A 16,709-nucleotide genomic window follows, 5' to 3' on the forward strand; every position below is an offset into this window, starting at 1 on the left:
TCGAATTTACTTTTAACAAATTCGGAACAAATAGCAAGAAAACATATAGAAAATGGACATAAGAAGATATACTTAGCCGGCAAGAGCAGTACCGTAAGCCTTTTCGTCCTCTAGATTAACGTGAGTTCGGGATAAGTGTTTTTGGGGGAGTTTCCACAGTAATACACAAGATTTCAGTTTAATAAACCAAACGGAACGATAGATATTTCGTCCGGCAAGCTGATACATTCTTTGCAGCGAACCGTCGTATTCATTAATCATTGCCATTGGCTCAGTAAATAGTGTCACTGATTTGCTAGTTTCTGTCACTGATTTATTAGTCGATGGCAGAAACTAACGAATACCTCAAAAGCCGATTGGCTTTATGTATGGAATCTAATTACTTTTCAAAGGTAAGGATGATAGAGTATTATCTGGCAACCGGACTTCTTTCTATAGTTAGCACAGCGGTTCCTCCCCTTTATTTAATATAATAATGTATATCTTATATCCTCATAATGAGCACATTTCGTCATTTCCGTTTTTTATAATTATCTTTTTTGTAAGTACCGAATTCGTTAATCCATATCATCCGCTTCTTTCGCCGCTTCATTTCATTCATTGTAATTTTGCCTCAAACAAAATACCTCAATGAAAGGGGTATTCAAATCTTAATTAAAACTAATATTATGCCAAAGAAAAATCAAGCTATGAAGCTCATCTTGCTGGCCGGAGCCTTAAGTTTTCCGGTCATCGGTATGGCAGAAAAGATGCCTAATCAATCCGAAGCAAGCATTTCCCAACAGAATGGGAAAGTTACAGGTACCGTAGAAGATGACTTAGGAACAGTAATCGGAGCCACTGTAATAGTAAAAGGAACGACTAACGGAACCACTACCGACATTGACGGACGATTCACCTTAGAAGGAGTAGAAAAAGGAAGCATTCTGCAAATCTCTTTCGTAGGTTACACCACTAAAGAAGTGAAATACACCGGACAATCCATCCTTAAGATTATGCTAAAAGAAGACAGCCAAACACTGGATGAAGTGGTAGTAGTAGGTTTCGGTACCCAAAAGAAAGTCAACCTGACCGGTTCGGTAGGTACCGTTGATGCCGAAGCGCTTGCATCCCGTCCGGTGCAGAACGCCGTACAAGCCTTGCAGGGTATAGTGCCGGGACTGCAAATTACTACAACCAGCGGCGCACTGGACAACAAGATGAGTATGAGTATCCGCGGTACAGGAACTATCGGTGACGGTTCTGACGCCAGTCCTTTAGTATTAATCGATGGCATGGAAGGTGACATCAACTCTATCAACCCACAGGACATTGAAAACATTTCAATTCTGAAAGATGCCGCTGCCGCCTCCATCTACGGCTCACGCGCACCTTTTGGTGTGATTCTGGTAACAACTAAAAGCGGTAAAAGCGGCAAGACCTCTGTCAATTACAATAACAATTTCCGCTGGGGACAACCTGTCAGAATTCCTAAACAAATGGATTCGTATACATTTGCCACCTTCTACAACGATGCCAATATCAACTCAGGGGCGGGTGCCTATTTTACCCCCGACCATCTGCAACGTATTAAAGACTATCAGGACGGTAAAATAACAGACGGAGTATTGGCAGATGCCAACAATCAATATTGGCTCGACGGATATGCCGGCGGTAATGCCAATACAAACTGGTATGATGTGATGTATCGTGACTGGACGTTCTCACAAGAACATAACCTGAGCTTCAGCGGCGGTAACGATAAAGTAAATTACTATTTATCCGGCAACTTCATGGATCAAAAAGGATTGATGGAGTACAATCAAGATACTTACAAACGCTACACCGGAACAGGAAAAATCAATGCGCAACTGACAGAGTGGGCAAAAGTGAACTACACCAGCCGTTTTACACGCGAAGACTTTCATCGTCCTGCCTACCTTACCAATGCATTATTCCGTGACTTGGCACGCCAAGGCTGGCCTACACTTCCCTTATATGACCCTAACGGATATATGTACTTCTCTCCTTCTCCGGCACTCCCCATTCGCGACGGAGGTAAGCACAACATTCAAACAGACAATATATACCAGCAGATATCTCTCATCATCGAACCGATAAAAAACTGGATAACCCATGTGGACTTCAACTACAGAATCAATATAGTCAACAACCACTGGGATACACAGACTTTGTACAACCATGACGTACAAGGCAATCCATATCCCATCAGTTATTATCAGGACACAGAGGCTCACGAAGACCAGACAAAAGAGAACTATATGAACTTCAATGCCTATACAGAATATTCGCACAGTCTTGAATCGGGACATAACTTTAAAGGTATGATTGGTTTTCAAGCTGAAGAAATGAAACAACAAATATTCGGCGCGACCCGCAAAGGCATTATCGTCCCCGAACTACCTGAAATTGACATAACTACCGGACTGGATTATAACGGCAAAGTGGTAAGCCCATCCGTAAACGGTTCGCGTGCCGCTTGGTCTACCGCCGGTTTTTTCGGACGTCTGAACTATGACTACAAAGGTAAATATCTGGCAGAAGTCAATATCCGTTATGACGGCACCTCCCGCTTCCGCCGCGAACAACGCTGGAACTGGTTTCCTTCATTCTCCCTCGGTTGGAACATTGCCCGCGAAAATTTTTGGGAACCATGGAGCGAATATGTAGGAACACTGAAATTACGCGGTTCTTATGGAGAGTTAGGCAACCAAAATACCAAATCATGGTATCCTACTTATCAGACATTAGCAGTAGCAGCCAGCAGCGGCAGTTGGATACAAAACGGACTCAAACCCAATACGGCCACCGTACCGGGACTCATTAGCTCTACCATGGGATGGGAGCGTGTGCGCAACTGGAACATCGGCTTCGATTTCGGAGCGTTCAATAACCGTCTGACCGGCTCGTTCGATTATTATACCCGCGAGACATTAGATATGGTAGGACCGGCTCCCGAACTTCCGGGAATCCTTGGTCTGGACGTTCCCAAGACAAACAATACCGACTTGAAGACTTACGGCTTCGACTTCGAAATAGCTTGGCAAGACCGACTGAAAAACGGACTGGGTTACGGAATTCGATTTGTTTTATCCGATTCACAAACCAAAATTACCCGCTATCCGAATCCTACCAATACATTGGACAAATACAGAGAAGGCAGAATGTTGGGAGCTATTTATGGTTATGAAACGATTGGCATTGCCAAATCCGACGAAGAAATGGAACAACATTTAGCATCTCTTCCCAATGGAGGGCAAAACGCATTGGGGTCTACTTGGGAAGCCGGAGACATCATGTACAGAGACTTAAACGGTGATGGCAAAATAGATGGCGGAGGTAATAAATATGATGATATGGGCGACAAGAAAATCTTGGGTAACAACACCCCTCGCTATCAATTCGGTATCGATTTGAATGCAGACTGGAAAGGTTTTGACTTCCGGGCATTCTTTCAGGGAGTCATGAAACGCGACTACTGGCAGGGAAGTGCTTATTTCTGGGGAGCAACCACATTGTGGCATTCTACCGGTTTTGTGGAACATGCCGATTACTTCAGGGCAGAACCTTCCAACGATCTGCCTGCCAACCTGGACGCTTACTATCCGCGCCCCATCTTTGGCTCCGACAAAAATAAACAGACGCAATCCGGTTACTTGCAGGATGCCTCTTATATCCGCCTGAAAAACCTTCAGTTGGGATATACCCTGCCGGTATCCCTTACCAAGAAATTTGCCGTATCCAAATTACGCGTGTTCATATCAGGCGAGAACTTGTGGACAGGTACTTCACTGACCAAAATATTCGACCCCGAAACAATCGGCGGCGGTGATGCATACAATGGAAATGCTTATCCGTTAAGCAGAACTTTCTCTTTTGGATTGAACGTAACCTTATAACATATAAAAGAAATAACAATCATGAAACATAGTAATCTATTTAAATATGCAGCCGGAGTTGCCATTTTGGGCATCATGACTTCCTGCAATGATTTTCTAGATCAGGAGCCGAAATCTTCTGTTTCACCGGAAAAGTATCTGAAAGACGAATCCCAATTAGCGGCTTATGCCAACAAACTTTATACCGATATCCTGCCCGGACACGGATATGGATACGGACTTTTCGGAGACGACAACCACACAGACAATCAAGCCGGCTTCGGTTATGACAACCGTTATATTCCGGGACAATGGAAAACTTCACAATCGTCGGGTGGCTCATATAGCTTTGGAAATATCTACAGCTGCAACTACTTCTTCGAACGAGTACTTCCCGAATACGAAGCAGGCAATATTTCGGGCGCAAACGAAAAGATTCTCCAATATATAGGTGAGATGTACTTTATGCGTGCGTATGAATATTTCAAGAGACTTCGTTCTTATGGTGATTTCCCTATTGTCAAAACCACATTGCCCGACGAAATGGAACCGTTGGTAGAAGCCAGCAAGCGCTCGCCACGTAACGAAGTTGCACGTTTTATCTTGTCGGACTTAGATGCCGCCATCGAATTTATGGCTTCGGGAAAAGGAACCGAAAAGACCCGCATCAACCGTGAATGTGCATTGCTGATGAAATCGCGCGTCGCTTTATTCGAAGGTACTTGGTTGAAGTACTTCAAAGATACGCCATTCGTTCCCAACGGTCCGGACTGGCCGGGTAAAAGCAAAGAGTATAATGCCAATTACCAATATCCGACAGGAAATATAGACAATGAAATCGATTACTTCCTAACCCAAGCTATGGAAGCGGCCAAAGAACTAGGCGATGCAGTAGAAATGGTTGACAACACCGGATTAATACAGCAGTCGGCTACCGAACCGACAAATCCTTATATGGATATGTTCGGAGATGAAGACATGTCAGGCTACAGCGAAGTGCTCTTATGGCGCCCCTACAGCAAAGCATTAGGATTGACACACAATGTGGTGGTAGCCGCACAGCACGGCAATTATGGAATCGGGGTTACCCGTGGAATGGTGGACGGATTCCTAATGGCCAACGGTTTGCCCATTTATGCATCAGGCAGTGGATATCAAGGAGACGAAACCATAGCCGACGTCCGTAAAGAACGCGACTCCCGACTGAATGTCTTTTTGAAAGAACCGGGACAGAAGAATGTTTTATTTGAATCTGTGGAAGGTGAAATGGCTGTTCCCGTCGAACCTTATCCCGTCATCCTTAACAACAATGCAGAAAAAGGATATTCAACAGGTTATTCACTCCGTAAAGGAAATAATTATGATCAAAAATATGTAAGTAACGGAAGCAACTATACCGGTGCATTAATCTTCCGTGGCACAGAAGCTCTTCTCAATTATATCGAAGCGTGCTATGAAAAGAATGGCTCTTTAGACAACACGGCTCAAAGCTATTGGGCACAAATCCGAAGACGTTCACACGTAGATACTGATTATAATAAAACAATTGCCGCCACCGATATGACAAAAGAAGCACTCAATGACTGGGGAGCTTACTCAGCCGGCAAGTTAATAGACCCGACTCTTTATAACATCCGCCGTGAACGCCGCTGCGAACTTATGGCAGAAGGGTTGCGTTATATGGATCTGATGCGTTGGAGAGCCATGGACCAAATGATTGCCACTCCTTATCATATTGAAGGTTTCAAACTGTGGGGAAGCATGCAGGAATGGTACAAGAATGAAGACGGCACTTCACAACTGGTTTACGGCATGGACAACTCAAAGGCAAATGTGTCCGACCCGGCACTCAGCCCTTACCTGCGCCCATACGAAAAATATGGCAATAACTTGGCCAAAGACGGGTATCGCTGGGCAATGGCTCATTATCTGGAACCATACAGGATACAGGATATAGATATCACCTCAGGCGGTGGCTCTATTGAAGATTCGCCCATCTATCAGAATCCTTACTGGCCGACTGAACCGAATATGCCTCCGTTGAAATAATAAGATGAACTTTTAATTTGAAATTTGAACATCCTAATTTGAACATCCTAAAAGGCTAAAGAAAGAGGGTGTGTCGAAACAAGAATAATCCTTCCGAAAAGTTACAGATTGTAACGACCAAACTTAAAAGAGCCGTATCGAACTCTGTCTCGAGTAATGATACGGCTCTTTCTCTTGCTTTTTAGGATGCTCAAGTTTCAGATTAAAAGTTCTTCTTTGGTTTAACTTAGTTTTGACACATTGTTTGAGATATAACAATTACAATCTGTCACTCTTCGGAATGGTCATTTTAGCTTTGACACATCCCTGATAATTCTAATCTTCACCAGATAAACCGCTGGAGCGCTACAAATACTTTCCTAGAAAGCCGCCCCTTGATAAGCCTCAGCCAATTGGTTCATCGCTTTCTCTATAATGCAACGCGGACTTGCCACATTCAGACGCATATATCCTGTACCTTCCTGTCCAAACATGACTCCATCATTCAGTGCCAGATGTGCTTTATCTGCAAAGAAATCGTTCAATGCTTTCTGACTCAATCCCAGTTCACGGCAATCAAGCCAAACCAAATAAGACGCTTGCGGACGGATGGCTTTAATCTTGGGGGCATGAGTTTTCAGGAAATTGTCGACATAATCAATGTTTCCCTGTATGTAAGACAAACATTGGTCAAGCCATTCCGTTCCGTGTGTATATGCCGCTTCTACAGACAGGAAAGCAAATACATGCCCCATATCCAGTTCACCGGCATCCATAAACTTACGGAACCGTGCACGCAAATCTTCATTAAAGATAATAGCATGCGAAGCAGCCAAGCCCGGCATATTAAATGCCTTGCTGGGCGACATGAATGTCACCGAGTTCATCTTTGCCTTTTCACTGATAGTAGCAAAAGGACGATGTTTGTAAGGAGGAAGAGTCAGGTCTGCATGAATTTCGTCAGAGAACACCAATACCTTTTCTTCGTAACAGATTTCCGCCACTGTGCGCAGTTCGTCTTCTGTCCACACCACACCACCGGGGTTATGAGGATTGCATAAAATGAACAGTTTACAGCCTTTTATCTGTTCACGGAAGGCATCCAAATCCATTCGATACATACCATCCTCCCATTTCAAGGGATTAGTAACCAATATACGTTCATTGCGAGTCGTCACCCAAGCGAAAGGATGATAGACAGGAGGCTGAATCATCACCTTATCTCCCGGTCGGGTGAAGCAGTTCATTGCCATACCGATGCCGGGAACAATGCCGGGAACAAAGTTTATCATCTCTTTTGTGACATCCAAATCATAGCGTTGTTTCACCCAATTAATGATGGCCCGATAGTAGCTGTCAGGCTTCCCCGTATAACCCAACACTTCACACTCACAGCGTTTGCGGATTGCGTCCACGATAAAAGGAGCTGTACCAAAGTCCATATCTGCCACCCACAAAGGAATCAAATCCGAACGTCCCCACACTTCCTTCGCCTCTTCCAGCTTCACGGCGGCAGTGCCGTTGCGGTCTATTACTTTATCAAAATCGTATTTCATCATTTGTATCTTTTAAAATCGAATTCAAATATATAGAAAAAGTCCGCAACAATCCATATAAGGACGGAAAATCTTCCGTCCTTATTCATCAATCCCTCTATTTAAGTGCCTTCAGCACTTCAGGCATCATAGTCCACACAAAGTTTTCATCCTGTGCTGTATAGAGATTACCATCCACCACAGATTTCTCATCTGTCGCCTGCCCCTTGGTGACAGCCGGTTTTGCTAACGGATGCACTGCCAGTTTCTTACCTTCCGTTACTCCTGCAAAATCGAACAACATACCTGCCGCACAATGGCCTATCAATATTTTACCTTTTTCGCCGAAAGCCTTCAATACAGACATCAAATCAATATTATAAGATTTATCCGCATTCTGTGCAAACACAGGAACCGCATCTCCGCATGAAAATACCACAGCATCAAATTCATCTTCATGTCCTACCAAATGCGCAATTACATCATCTGCCACCAATTTAACGCCCGAATTTGTTTTAATTTCCTTTGTTTCCGCCACTGCATATACCTTATAAGATATACCGTTCTCAAAAAAGGCTTCCAAATACTGGAACAAACCGAATCCGTTCACCGGATTCACTGCCAAAACCGCAACTTTCTTTGCCATAATCTTAATGTATTAAATAAAACAATAAATATATCTGTTAAAACAATAGTTATCTTTAGTAAGTTTATTACTTTTGTGCGACAAATGTAACGTGCTTCTGCTATAAAAACAAGAAGGCACCTCATCATAAGCTAGTTACACAAGAGTAACCATTGTTGAACAACAACGATATACAAAAGATTAAAAAATGCAAAACTTCCATCCCAACGGTAATTGTCCCATACGAGACGTGCTCAGCCGTATTGGTGACAAATGGTCTATGCTGGTTCTTATCACACTACATACAAATGGAATCATGCGGTTCAGTGACATTCACAAAACAATAGCCGATGTATCACAACGAATGCTCACCGTCACTCTACGCACATTGGAGTCCGACGGACTGGTAGAACGAAAAGTATATGCCGAAGTTCCGCCACGGGTAGAATATCGCCTGACGGAAAGAGGAGTGAGCCTGATACCCCACCTTGAAGGGTTAGTCAGTTGGGCTTTACAGCAAATGCCGGGGATTATGGAAAGCAGAGAAAAAAATGATTCAGTTCAAAAAAACATATAAAGGCTACCGAAAGGAGAGAATACACCTATCTCCATGCTTGATAACGTAAGAGAGGCGGAGCGATTTATGGCTACCGAAAGGAGAGAATATACCTACCTCCATGCCCAGACGCGGTTCATTTACAGAATAGAATAAGCACCGCTCCTATTAATAAAGCAATGCCCGCAAGCAAAATGATGAAAAGCAATTTACCTTTGAGAAAACTGTTACGTTCCTTTTCTTCCCATTCCCTGGTTTCATGAGCAATACGTTCCAATTGTTCATAAGACACATCAGACTCCGAACGTTTGCCCTTCACACCGAGTAGACGATTCCGTGTCTCATTCAACCGTTCGCGACTCGCCCGGCGAAGCTCCCTGTTTTCCTTGTCACGCCGCATCATGTCATTGATGCATCCTAGAGTTCCCATACGCCCTCCTTATTTAATGAATAATGATAGACTACAATGTAGACCTATCTATCTACAAAGATACTTTTTTAATCTCAGAATACAGACTATTGAGACGAGGAAAAAATATTTTTGAAAAAAAACTTCTTATTTATTTGTTTTTGCTAGAAAAGTATTACTTTTGCAGCGTATTCAATAACAAAGAGAACAAAATGAAAGCATTATACAATACATACTTCTTTTTCTTTTATTACTTTTACTTTAGCAACAAAGTGAAGCGGGAGTTTGTATGTATACGTTAAACAACGATTAAGACAATGTGATAATAACAACGAAATCCCGCTTCCGGCAGAAGCGGGATTTTTTTATAATATATATACGAATGAAAAAGATAGCAATACAAGGTGTACCGGGCTCATATCACGACATCGCCGCCCACAAGTTCTTCCCCGGGGAAGAAATCGAACTAATCTGCTGTTCCACGTTCGAAGAAATCTTTGCGAACATGAAGCAGGATAGTAATGTGATTGGTATGCTCGCCATCGAGAACACCATTGCAGGCAGCTTGCTGCACAACTACGAGTTACTGCGCGAAAGCGGAATGACCATTGTCGGCGAACATAAACTGCGCATCAAACACAGCTTCATGTGCTTGCCGGACGACAATTGGGAAACACTGATAGAAGTCAACTCACACCCCGTCGCCTTAGCGCAATGCCGCGAATTCCTGATGCAACATCCCAAGCTGAAAATTGTGGAAACGGAAGATACGGCAGGAAGTGCGGAAGCCATCAAACGGGAAAATCTGAAAGGACATGCCGCCATCTGCTCCAGATATGCCGCCGATTTGTACGGAATGAAGGTATTGGAAGAAGGCATCGAAACAAACAAACACAACTTCACCCGTTTCCTGGTAGTGGCCGACCCATGGAAAGCCGATGACCTGCGTGAACGTTCGAAAGTGAACAAAGCCAACATCGTTTTCTCCCTCCCTCATAACGAAGGAAGTCTGTCGCAAGTGCTCTCTATCTTTTCTTTCTATAAAATAAACCTGACCAAAATTCAATCATTACCGATTATAGGCCGCGAATGGGAATATCTGTTCTATGTAGACGTGCTCTTCAATGATTATTTGAGATACAAGCAGTCTATCGACGCCGTTTCACCATTAACAAAAGAACTTAAAATATTAGGAGAATATGCAGAAGGAACATCAACCATATAATATTCAGCCGGCAGACCGCCTGGCGAATGTTAGCGAATACTACTTCAGCCGCAAACTGAAAGAAGTGGCACAGATGAATGCCGAAGGTAAAAACGTAATCAGCCTGGGTATCGGAAGCCCGGATATGCCTCCTTCGGAAGAAACCGTCAATGTGTTGTGCGAACAGGCAAAGCGTCCTGATGTGCACGGATACCAACCCACTGTCGGCATTCCCGAACTACGCAAAGCCATGGCCGACTGGTACAAACGATGGTATAATGTAGAGCTTAATCCGGCAACCGAAATCCAACCCCTGATTGGTTCGAAAGAAGGCATCCTGCATGTTACGCTGGCATTAGTCAATCCGGGTGACCAAGTGTTGGTTCCCAATCCGGGCTATCCCACTTACACTTCTTTAAATAAGATACTGGGAAGTGAGATAGTGAACTATAACCTGCGCGAAGACAACCATTGGCAACCCGACTTTGAGGAACTGGAACAGATGGACTTGAGCCGTATCAAGATTATGTGGACCAACTATCCCAATATGCCGACCGGAGCGAACGCCACCATGGAACTATATGAAAAGCTGGTTGACTTTGCACGCCGCCACAACATCGTGATTGTAAACGACAACCCATACAGTTTTATCCTGAACAAGAAACCGTTGAGCATCCTCAATGTGCCCGGCGCCAAAGAATGTTGTATCGAGTTCAACTCTATGAGCAAGAGCCACAATATGCCCGGCTGGCGTGTAGGAATGCTCGCCACCAATGCACAGTTCGTACAATGGATATTGAAAATCAAGAGCAATATAGACTCTGGCACTTTCCGTCCCATGCAACTGGCAGCCGCACAAGCTTACAACAACAGCGTGGAATGGCACGAAGAAGCCAACATCAATGTATATAGCCGCCGTCGTCGGCTGGCAGAAGAGATAATGAAAGTGCTCGGCTGTACTTTTGACTCCAACCAAGTAGGCATGTTCCTCTGGGGACGCATCCCCGATTCCTACAATGATGTGGAAGAGCTGACCGAGAAGGTATTGCACGAAGCACGTGTGTTCATCACTCCGGGCTTTATCTTCGGAAGCAACGGCAAACGCTATATCCGCATCTCGCTTTGCGCCAAAGAAGAAAAGCTGGCCGAAGCGCTGGAAAGAATTAAAAAGATAATGTAATAATACCAATCAAATCCTGTCATTCCGGATGAAATGAACAACTTGAATACGGCCGCTATGTGTTTACAGATTCTTTTCTAATTATTCAGAATGACAAAGACATAGAAGAAACAACAAAACAAGATAACCTTATGGAACTAGAATTAAAACCTATCGAACTTCCGGGAATTGAAAAGAAACGCCCGATGATTATCGCCGGCCCATGCAGTGCCGAAACAGAACAACAAGTTATGGATACAGCCGTCATGCTGGCCAATAAAGGTATTAAGATTTTCCGTGCCGGCATCTGGAAGCCGCGTACCAAGCCAGGTGGCTTCGAGGGTATCGGCGTGGACGGTCTTGCATGGCTGAAACGCGTGAAACAAGAAACCGGTATGTATGTTGCCACCGAAGTGGCTACTGCCAAGCACGTTTATGAATGTTTGAAGGCCGGTATCGACGTGCTTTGGATTGGTGCACGCACCACTGCCAACCCATTCGCCGTGCAGGAAATAGCCGATGCACTGAAAGGTGTGGATATTCCTATCTTGATTAAAAACCCGGTCAACCCTGACCTTGAATTATGGATTGGTGCTTTAGAGCGTATCAACAATGCAGGTTTGAAGCAATTGGGTGCTATCCACCGCGGATTCTCTTCTTACGATAAAAAGATTTACCGTAACCTACCGCAGTGGCATATTCCTATCGAGTTGCGCCGCCGCATTCCCGAACTGCCTATTTTCTGTGACCCCAGCCATATCGGTGGCAAGCGCGAGCTGGTGGCTCCCCTCTGCCAACAGGCGATGGACTTGGGTTTTGACGGTTTAATAGTAGAGTCACACTGCAATCCCGACTGTGCATGGAGCGACGCTTCACAGCAGGTAACCCCCGATGTGCTGGACTATATCCTGAATCTGCTGGTTATCCGCAAAGAAACACAGACAACCGAAAATCTGGGTGAGCTGCGTAACCAAATCGATGATTGCGACAATGAGATTATCGAGGTATTGGCCAAACGTATGCGTGTCTGCCGCGAAATCGGTACATTCAAGAAAGAACATGATATGACCATCCTGCAGACAGGCCGTTACAATGAAATTCTGGACAAGCGCGGCGCACAAGGCTCACTGTGCGGCATGGACTCAGACTTCATTAAAAAAGTATTCGAAGCCATCCACGAAGAAAGTGTAAGGCAACAAATGGAAATCATAAATAAATAAACCGATGAGAATATTAATCTTAGGAGCCGGCAAAATGGGCTCCTTCTTTACCGATGTATTAAGCTTCCAGCACGAAACTGCCGTATTTGATGTTGACCCGAAACGTCTTCGTTTCGTTTACAACACCTACCGATATACCACACTCGAAGAGATTGAAGAATTCAAGCCCGAACTGGTTATCAATGCGGCTACCGTAAAATATACATTGGATGCTTTTCATCAAGTATTGCCCGCTCTCCCCAAGGATTGCATTATCAGCGATATTGCTTCGGTAAAAACCGGACTGAAGGAGTTCTATGACCAATGCGGTTTCCGCTACGTGTCTACCCACCCCATGTTCGGCCCTACATTTGCCAACCTTGACAAACTAAGTACCGAAAATGCCATCATCATCAGCGAAGGCGACCATCTGGGTAAAATCTTCTTCAAAGACTTGTACCAGAACCTCGGCCTGAACATCTTCGAATATACCTTCGACGAGCACGATGAGACTGTGGCCTATTCGCTGTCCATCCCATTTGTTTCCACTTTCGTTTTTGCGGCAGTGATGAAGCATCAGGATGCTCCGGGAACGACTTTCAAGCGTCACATGAAGATAGCCAAAGGAGTATTGAGCGAAGACGACTATTTGTTGCAGGAAATTTTATTCAATCCCCGCACCCCTGCACAAGTAGAAGGTATCCGTACAGAGCTGAACGAGCTGTTGGATATCATCAACAACAAAGATGCTGCGGGGATGCGTGCCTATCTTAGCAAGATTCGGGAGAAGATTAAATAACGCATCTGTATAGATGGAAGGGGGTGCCACAGTTCCAACCAAACTTCCGGCACCCCCTTTCTTATTTCATCAATATAAATAACTTATCAATATACGGCACGACACATCACCGCCCAAGATGCCGACAAGAGCCACTGCCCACAAATGCCACCGCTTCAAGTTGCACGACACTTTCAGAGCGTTAAACAGCCACACAAGGGTAAGCAGCAGAAACGGAACACCCAACAATGACAGAATCATAGCCGGCAGGATAAAAGGCTGCGCCAACAGTTCCTGAGGAGACATGCTCATGTCCATGTCTGCCATCATCTGCATGGGAGGTGCCAAATAAATTAAAGTCATCCCGAGCAAAGGCAGCTCTGCAAACAATACGGTCCCCAACACATCGATGAGCCGGATGCGGGAATGCGAGAACCTTTTGCCGCCCAGATAAAACAACAAAGCAGGTATCAGCCACACTATCAGATGCTCTGCCAGATAACACCACCAGGCAGGATTAGGTGCCGGACCGAAATGAAGCAACCCATGATAATGATAGCCGGCATAATAACATATTACAGTAGACACCACCAGCCCCAACGCTCCCCATGCCAATGCCCGCGCACCGGCAATCTGTATAAACGGATTCACCGCTTTGTCTATCATTTTATTTCCCATGATTCATTCATTTTAGAAAGTTTGTCAATTAAATCGTCCAAGATATTTCTCACCGTGGGATAACTGACGCCCATGCTTTTCGCCATGTCCTTCAGGCTTCCGCTCGATTTGACAAAGTCAAGAATAAACTGTTGCTCTTTATCCGAAAGCCGCGCCAGTACAGGCAGTTCAAAGTCGCCGCACACCTCCGTACGGCACTCCTCGCAAAAAAGCCTTCCCACCCTCAACGGCGCATCGCACGCAGGGCATTGCAGCGGCAGACGTTTCTTCATTTCCCCCATATCATTTCAGCCCTTTCACAAATGTGCTGACAGAAGTTATCAAAGTACTGTTCACCGGCAGAGAAGGATTTCCGTAAGTCGGCATCTGCTGCTGCATGGCCTTCGACTCACAGTCTTTCAACACATGGTTCATCTTGTCAATCAAGACCACCTCGGCCGTCGGGCAACCCTTCTTCAGAAGTTCGGCATCTTCCACCGCTACCTGAATATCATTTTTACCCTGAACGATGAGAACCGGCACTTTGACAGAAGCAATCACCGTCTGGGGATTATACTTGAACCAGGAAATCATGTAGGGCTGGACAGAAGCCCGATATAATGATTGCAGATAAGCCGGCACGTCACTCACTTCCTTGCCGTTTTTCAAGGCCTCGTTGATGGATGCCACCTCTTTCCGCACCGCTTCCGGAGTCTGTTGAGCGGCCACTTGCGCCTCTATTATCTCGTAGGCAGGACGGCCCGCACCGGCAATCGAGATATAGCCTTTCACCTTCGGCTGGTTCTGACAGGCCAGCATTCCAATCAACGCCCCTTCACTGTGCCCCGCCACCGTGATTGTAGTAAAACGTTTCTCTTTCGACAGGTAATCAATCCAGCCCGTCACATCATTCACGTAATCTTCAAAACGAAGTTTCGCTTCCTCCTTACCTGCCGACGCACTGGTTCCTATCCCGCGCTTGTCAAAGCGCAAAGAAGCGATGCCGTTTGCCGCCAAACCTTCTGCAAGGAACTTCAAGGAATTATTTCTCAAGTTGCCAATGGCTGAGTTACCGTCCATATCCGTAGGTCCGGAACCGGCTATGACAAGCACCACCGGACAGGTTTTCACCCCACCGGGAAAAAGCAGTTTCCCTTTGATTTGTCCTTCCTTGGTGTTCAGCACCACATTTTCTTCCAAAGGAAGCACCTGCGCCCGACCATAAAGGACGCACAAGAGAAACAGACCGGCTAAAATTAAATTCAACTGTTTCATATATTTCACATTTAAAGATGATTCATTGGACAAATATACCTATTATATTGAATAAAACAAATTAATAATTGAATATTATTAACCACCGGTTTAATTATATTCAATACAGTCCGAATTTATCTTCAGTATGAACTGACAATTATATCTGCGCGACTAAGCTGTCAAGACGAAGACATCTTATCGTTTCAGCCGGGTGACACTGTCGTTCCACCCGGCTGAAATCATCATGCCACCAAGGTGAAACGGAAGTTCTACCCGGCTGAAACGGCGAAGACATCCTAATAAACCGAGAAAGGCTTATTATTAGACTGCCAAAAACTTGTATATATCCCATTTTATTACGAATATTGCAACCGCAAAAGAACTTGATAAGACTATGATTACACCTCGAAAGACCCGTATCCCCTATTTGGATTTCTTAAAATTCTTCGCCATTGCCAGTGTATTGTTGGGACACTCCGTGGAACAAACCACCGGAAATGATTTTTGGGACAACCCCATCTGGAGTTTCATTTACACCTATCACATGCCCTTGTTCATGTTGCTGTGCGGGTATTTCTTCGGTTCCTCGCTCAACTTATCTTTCGGTGAGTTGGTGAAGAAAAAGTTTGTCCAACTGGTCATCCCTTCCCTTTCCGCTTTCGTCATCATGTATGTGTTTGTCACACTCAGCGGATACAATCCCTGCCCCGAACTGATGGACTTCAGTTGGCTCGGCTTCTTCAACACGGTATGGTTCCTCAAGTGCGTCTTTTTCTGCTACCTTATCGGCTACATTGCCCTCAAATCCTTACGCCGCTTATGGGCGGCAGTCCTGGTTTCCGTTGTCCTTTTCACCATCCTGCCCTTGGGCAATGTAGATAACATCAACTTCATGCTGCCCATGTTTTGGCTCGGTTACTTCTGCCAGAAAGAACAAGAAGTGATTAACCGGCATCGCAGCCGGTTGCTGATTGCAAGCCTCATCTCCTTTGCCGCCCTGCTTCCTTTCTGGTCGGGCAGACTCACTGTATATATGGTTCCCATCCAAGTGGTGGACTGGGCTAACGGCACTGTGGACTGGACGAACTTAAATATCACCGTCTACCGCATGGTTATCGGCATGGCAGGCAGTATGGTCTTCTTTTTATCGGCACCGTGGGTGTACAGCAAGATAGAACACGGGCGCCTCACCCCTACATTGAACAACGTGGGAAAATGCACTTTGGGAATCTACTGGGTACAAACCTTCCTGCTGGAGTGCACGCTGCACGGACTGGGCTTCTACATCGGCACCGCCGGAAGCTTTATTGTAGGTCCCGCGGTAGCGACACTAGAACTGATTCTTTGTTATCAAGTAGTTTTGCTGCTGAAAAAGAACCGTTACACCCGCCTGCTCTTGCTGGGGGAGAAATAAACTTGCAACG

At 45.1% G+C, this 16,709-nt stretch carries 15 protein-coding genes; 8 read left to right on the plus strand and 7 right to left on the minus strand.

Going from position 1 to position 16,709, the window contains the following annotated elements; genetic code table 11:
- Positions 1 to 72: 72 nt before the first annotated feature.
- Entirely contained in the window at positions 73 to 288 is a 216-nt protein-coding gene (locus IR173_RS11040; RefSeq protein ID WP_237039655.1) for a hypothetical protein, read from the minus strand.
- Positions 289 to 668: 380 nt separating this feature from the next.
- On the opposite strand from IR173_RS11040, the gene IR173_RS11045 reads away from it, so the two are divergent.
- Both IR173_RS11045 and IR173_RS11050 read left to right on the plus strand, forming a co-directional pair.
- On the plus strand, positions 669 to 3,899 hold the full coding sequence (locus IR173_RS11045; RefSeq protein WP_237039656.1) for a SusC/RagA family TonB-linked outer membrane protein: 3,231 nt from the start codon (positions 669 to 671) through the stop codon (positions 3,897 to 3,899).
- 21 nt (positions 3,900 to 3,920) lie between these two features.
- The gene (locus IR173_RS11050) at positions 3,921 to 5,927 is read left to right on the plus strand and encodes a RagB/SusD family nutrient uptake outer membrane protein (protein WP_237039657.1); all 2,007 of its coding nucleotides are present in this window, start codon (positions 3,921 to 3,923) and stop codon (positions 5,925 to 5,927) included.
- A gap of 359 nt (positions 5,928 to 6,286) precedes the next feature.
- Here the strand turns inward: IR173_RS11050 and IR173_RS11055 are convergent, their stop codons facing one another.
- Entirely contained in the window at positions 6,287 to 7,462 is a 1,176-nt protein-coding gene (locus tag IR173_RS11055) for a MalY/PatB family protein (protein ID WP_237039715.1), read from the minus strand.
- A 97-nt stretch (positions 7,463 to 7,559) separates the two neighbouring features.
- On the minus strand, positions 7,560 to 8,087 hold the full coding sequence (locus IR173_RS11060; protein WP_237039658.1) for a DJ-1/PfpI family protein: 528 nt from the start codon (positions 8,085 to 8,087) through the stop codon (positions 7,560 to 7,562).
- A 187-nt stretch (positions 8,088 to 8,274) separates the two neighbouring features.
- Here IR173_RS11060 and IR173_RS11065 point away from each other — a divergent pair, with 187 nt between their 5' ends.
- Positions 8,275 to 8,643: a winged helix-turn-helix transcriptional regulator gene (locus IR173_RS11065; RefSeq protein WP_237039659.1), complete on the plus strand. Its 369-nt coding sequence runs from the start codon at positions 8,275 to 8,277 to the stop codon at positions 8,641 to 8,643.
- Positions 8,644 to 8,758: 115 nt separating this feature from the next.
- On the opposite strand, the gene IR173_RS11070 is transcribed toward IR173_RS11065, so the two are convergent.
- Positions 8,759 to 9,052: a hypothetical protein gene (locus IR173_RS11070; protein ID WP_237039660.1), complete on the minus strand. Its 294-nt coding sequence runs from the start codon at positions 9,050 to 9,052 to the stop codon at positions 8,759 to 8,761.
- 361 nt (positions 9,053 to 9,413) lie between these two features.
- Between IR173_RS11070 and IR173_RS11075 the strand changes: the two genes are divergently transcribed.
- The 4 genes from IR173_RS11075 to IR173_RS11090 all read left to right on the plus strand — a co-directional run bounded on the left by IR173_RS11075 (position 9,414) and on the right by IR173_RS11090 (position 13,392).
- Positions 9,414 to 10,256: a prephenate dehydratase gene (locus IR173_RS11075; protein ID WP_237039661.1), complete on the plus strand. Its 843-nt coding sequence runs from the start codon at positions 9,414 to 9,416 to the stop codon at positions 10,254 to 10,256.
- Positions 10,231 to 11,415 (plus strand): pyridoxal phosphate-dependent aminotransferase, encoded by a 1,185-nt coding sequence (locus tag IR173_RS11080; RefSeq protein ID WP_237039662.1) that lies wholly within the window; start codon positions 10,231 to 10,233, stop codon positions 11,413 to 11,415. The genes IR173_RS11075 and IR173_RS11080 overlap by 26 nt, the downstream gene beginning before the upstream one ends.
- A 131-nt stretch (positions 11,416 to 11,546) precedes the next feature.
- Positions 11,547 to 12,614 carry a bifunctional 3-deoxy-7-phosphoheptulonate synthase/chorismate mutase type II gene (locus IR173_RS11085; protein ID WP_237039663.1) on the plus strand — a complete coding sequence of 356 codons (1,068 nt, stop codon included), beginning with the start codon at positions 11,547 to 11,549 and terminating at the stop codon, positions 12,612 to 12,614.
- 4 nt (positions 12,615 to 12,618) lie between these two features.
- A complete protein-coding gene (locus IR173_RS11090; RefSeq protein WP_237039664.1) occupies positions 12,619 to 13,392 on the plus strand; it encodes a prephenate dehydrogenase in 774 nt (257 codons plus the stop codon).
- 69 nt (positions 13,393 to 13,461) lie between these two features.
- On the opposite strand, the gene IR173_RS11095 is transcribed toward IR173_RS11090, so the two are convergent.
- Genes IR173_RS11095 through IR173_RS11105 form a run of 3 tightly spaced genes read right to left on the minus strand, consistent with a single transcriptional unit; the run spans position 13,462 to position 15,303 of the window.
- Positions 13,462 to 14,049, minus strand: coding sequence for a hypothetical protein (locus IR173_RS11095; RefSeq protein WP_237039665.1), 588 nt, complete (start codon positions 14,047 to 14,049; stop codon positions 13,462 to 13,464).
- A complete protein-coding gene (locus IR173_RS11100) occupies positions 14,034 to 14,330 on the minus strand; it encodes a DUF2089 family protein (RefSeq protein ID WP_237039666.1) in 297 nt (98 codons plus the stop codon). The genes IR173_RS11095 and IR173_RS11100 overlap by 16 nt, the downstream gene beginning before the upstream one ends.
- Before the next feature lies 1 nt (position 14,331).
- The gene (locus IR173_RS11105) at positions 14,332 to 15,303 is read right to left on the minus strand and encodes an alpha/beta hydrolase (RefSeq protein ID WP_237039667.1); all 972 of its coding nucleotides are present in this window, start codon (positions 15,301 to 15,303) and stop codon (positions 14,332 to 14,334) included.
- Positions 15,304 to 15,679: 376 nt separating this feature from the next.
- On the opposite strand from IR173_RS11105, the gene IR173_RS11110 reads away from it, so the two are divergent.
- Positions 15,680 to 16,699 (plus strand): acyltransferase family protein, encoded by a 1,020-nt coding sequence (locus IR173_RS11110; protein WP_237039668.1) that lies wholly within the window; start codon positions 15,680 to 15,682, stop codon positions 16,697 to 16,699.
- The last annotated feature ends 10 nt before the right edge of the window (positions 16,700 to 16,709 follow it).

Origin of the sequence: Phocaeicola faecalis (genome assembly GCF_021730445.1) — a bacterium.
GTDB lineage: Bacteria > Bacteroidota > Bacteroidia > Bacteroidales > Bacteroidaceae > Phocaeicola > Phocaeicola faecalis.

Bases quoted from the DNA above. Each gene is read 5' to 3' on its own strand.
- IR173_RS11055 (WP_237039715.1), bottom strand. From the start codon at position 7,462: ATGAAATACGATTTTGATAAAGTAATAGACCGCAACGGCACTGCCGCC.
- IR173_RS11090 (WP_237039664.1), top strand. From the start codon at position 12,619: ATGAGAATATTAATCTTAGGAGCCGGCAAAATGGGCTCCTTCTTTACC.
- IR173_RS11065 (WP_237039659.1), top strand. From the start codon at position 8,275: ATGCAAAACTTCCATCCCAACGGTAATTGTCCCATACGAGACGTGCTC.
- IR173_RS11100 (WP_237039666.1), bottom strand. From the start codon at position 14,330: ATGGGGGAAATGAAGAAACGTCTGCCGCTGCAATGCCCTGCGTGCGAT.
- IR173_RS11060 (WP_237039658.1), bottom strand. From the start codon at position 8,087: ATGGCAAAGAAAGTTGCGGTTTTGGCAGTGAATCCGGTGAACGGATTC.
- IR173_RS11105 (WP_237039667.1), bottom strand. From the start codon at position 15,303: ATGAAACAGTTGAATTTAATTTTAGCCGGTCTGTTTCTCTTGTGCGTC.
- IR173_RS11050 (WP_237039657.1), top strand. From the start codon at position 3,921: ATGAAACATAGTAATCTATTTAAATATGCAGCCGGAGTTGCCATTTTG.
- IR173_RS11110 (WP_237039668.1), top strand. From the start codon at position 15,680: ATGATTACACCTCGAAAGACCCGTATCCCCTATTTGGATTTCTTAAAA.
- IR173_RS11095 (WP_237039665.1), bottom strand. From the start codon at position 14,049: ATGGGAAATAAAATGATAGACAAAGCGGTGAATCCGTTTATACAGATT.
- IR173_RS11080 (WP_237039662.1), top strand. From the start codon at position 10,231: ATGCAGAAGGAACATCAACCATATAATATTCAGCCGGCAGACCGCCTG.
- IR173_RS11045 (WP_237039656.1), top strand. From the start codon at position 669: ATGCCAAAGAAAAATCAAGCTATGAAGCTCATCTTGCTGGCCGGAGCC.
- IR173_RS11085 (WP_237039663.1), top strand. From the start codon at position 11,547: ATGGAACTAGAATTAAAACCTATCGAACTTCCGGGAATTGAAAAGAAA.
- IR173_RS11075 (WP_237039661.1), top strand. From the start codon at position 9,414: ATGAAAAAGATAGCAATACAAGGTGTACCGGGCTCATATCACGACATC.
- IR173_RS11070 (WP_237039660.1), bottom strand. From the start codon at position 9,052: ATGGGAACTCTAGGATGCATCAATGACATGATGCGGCGTGACAAGGAA.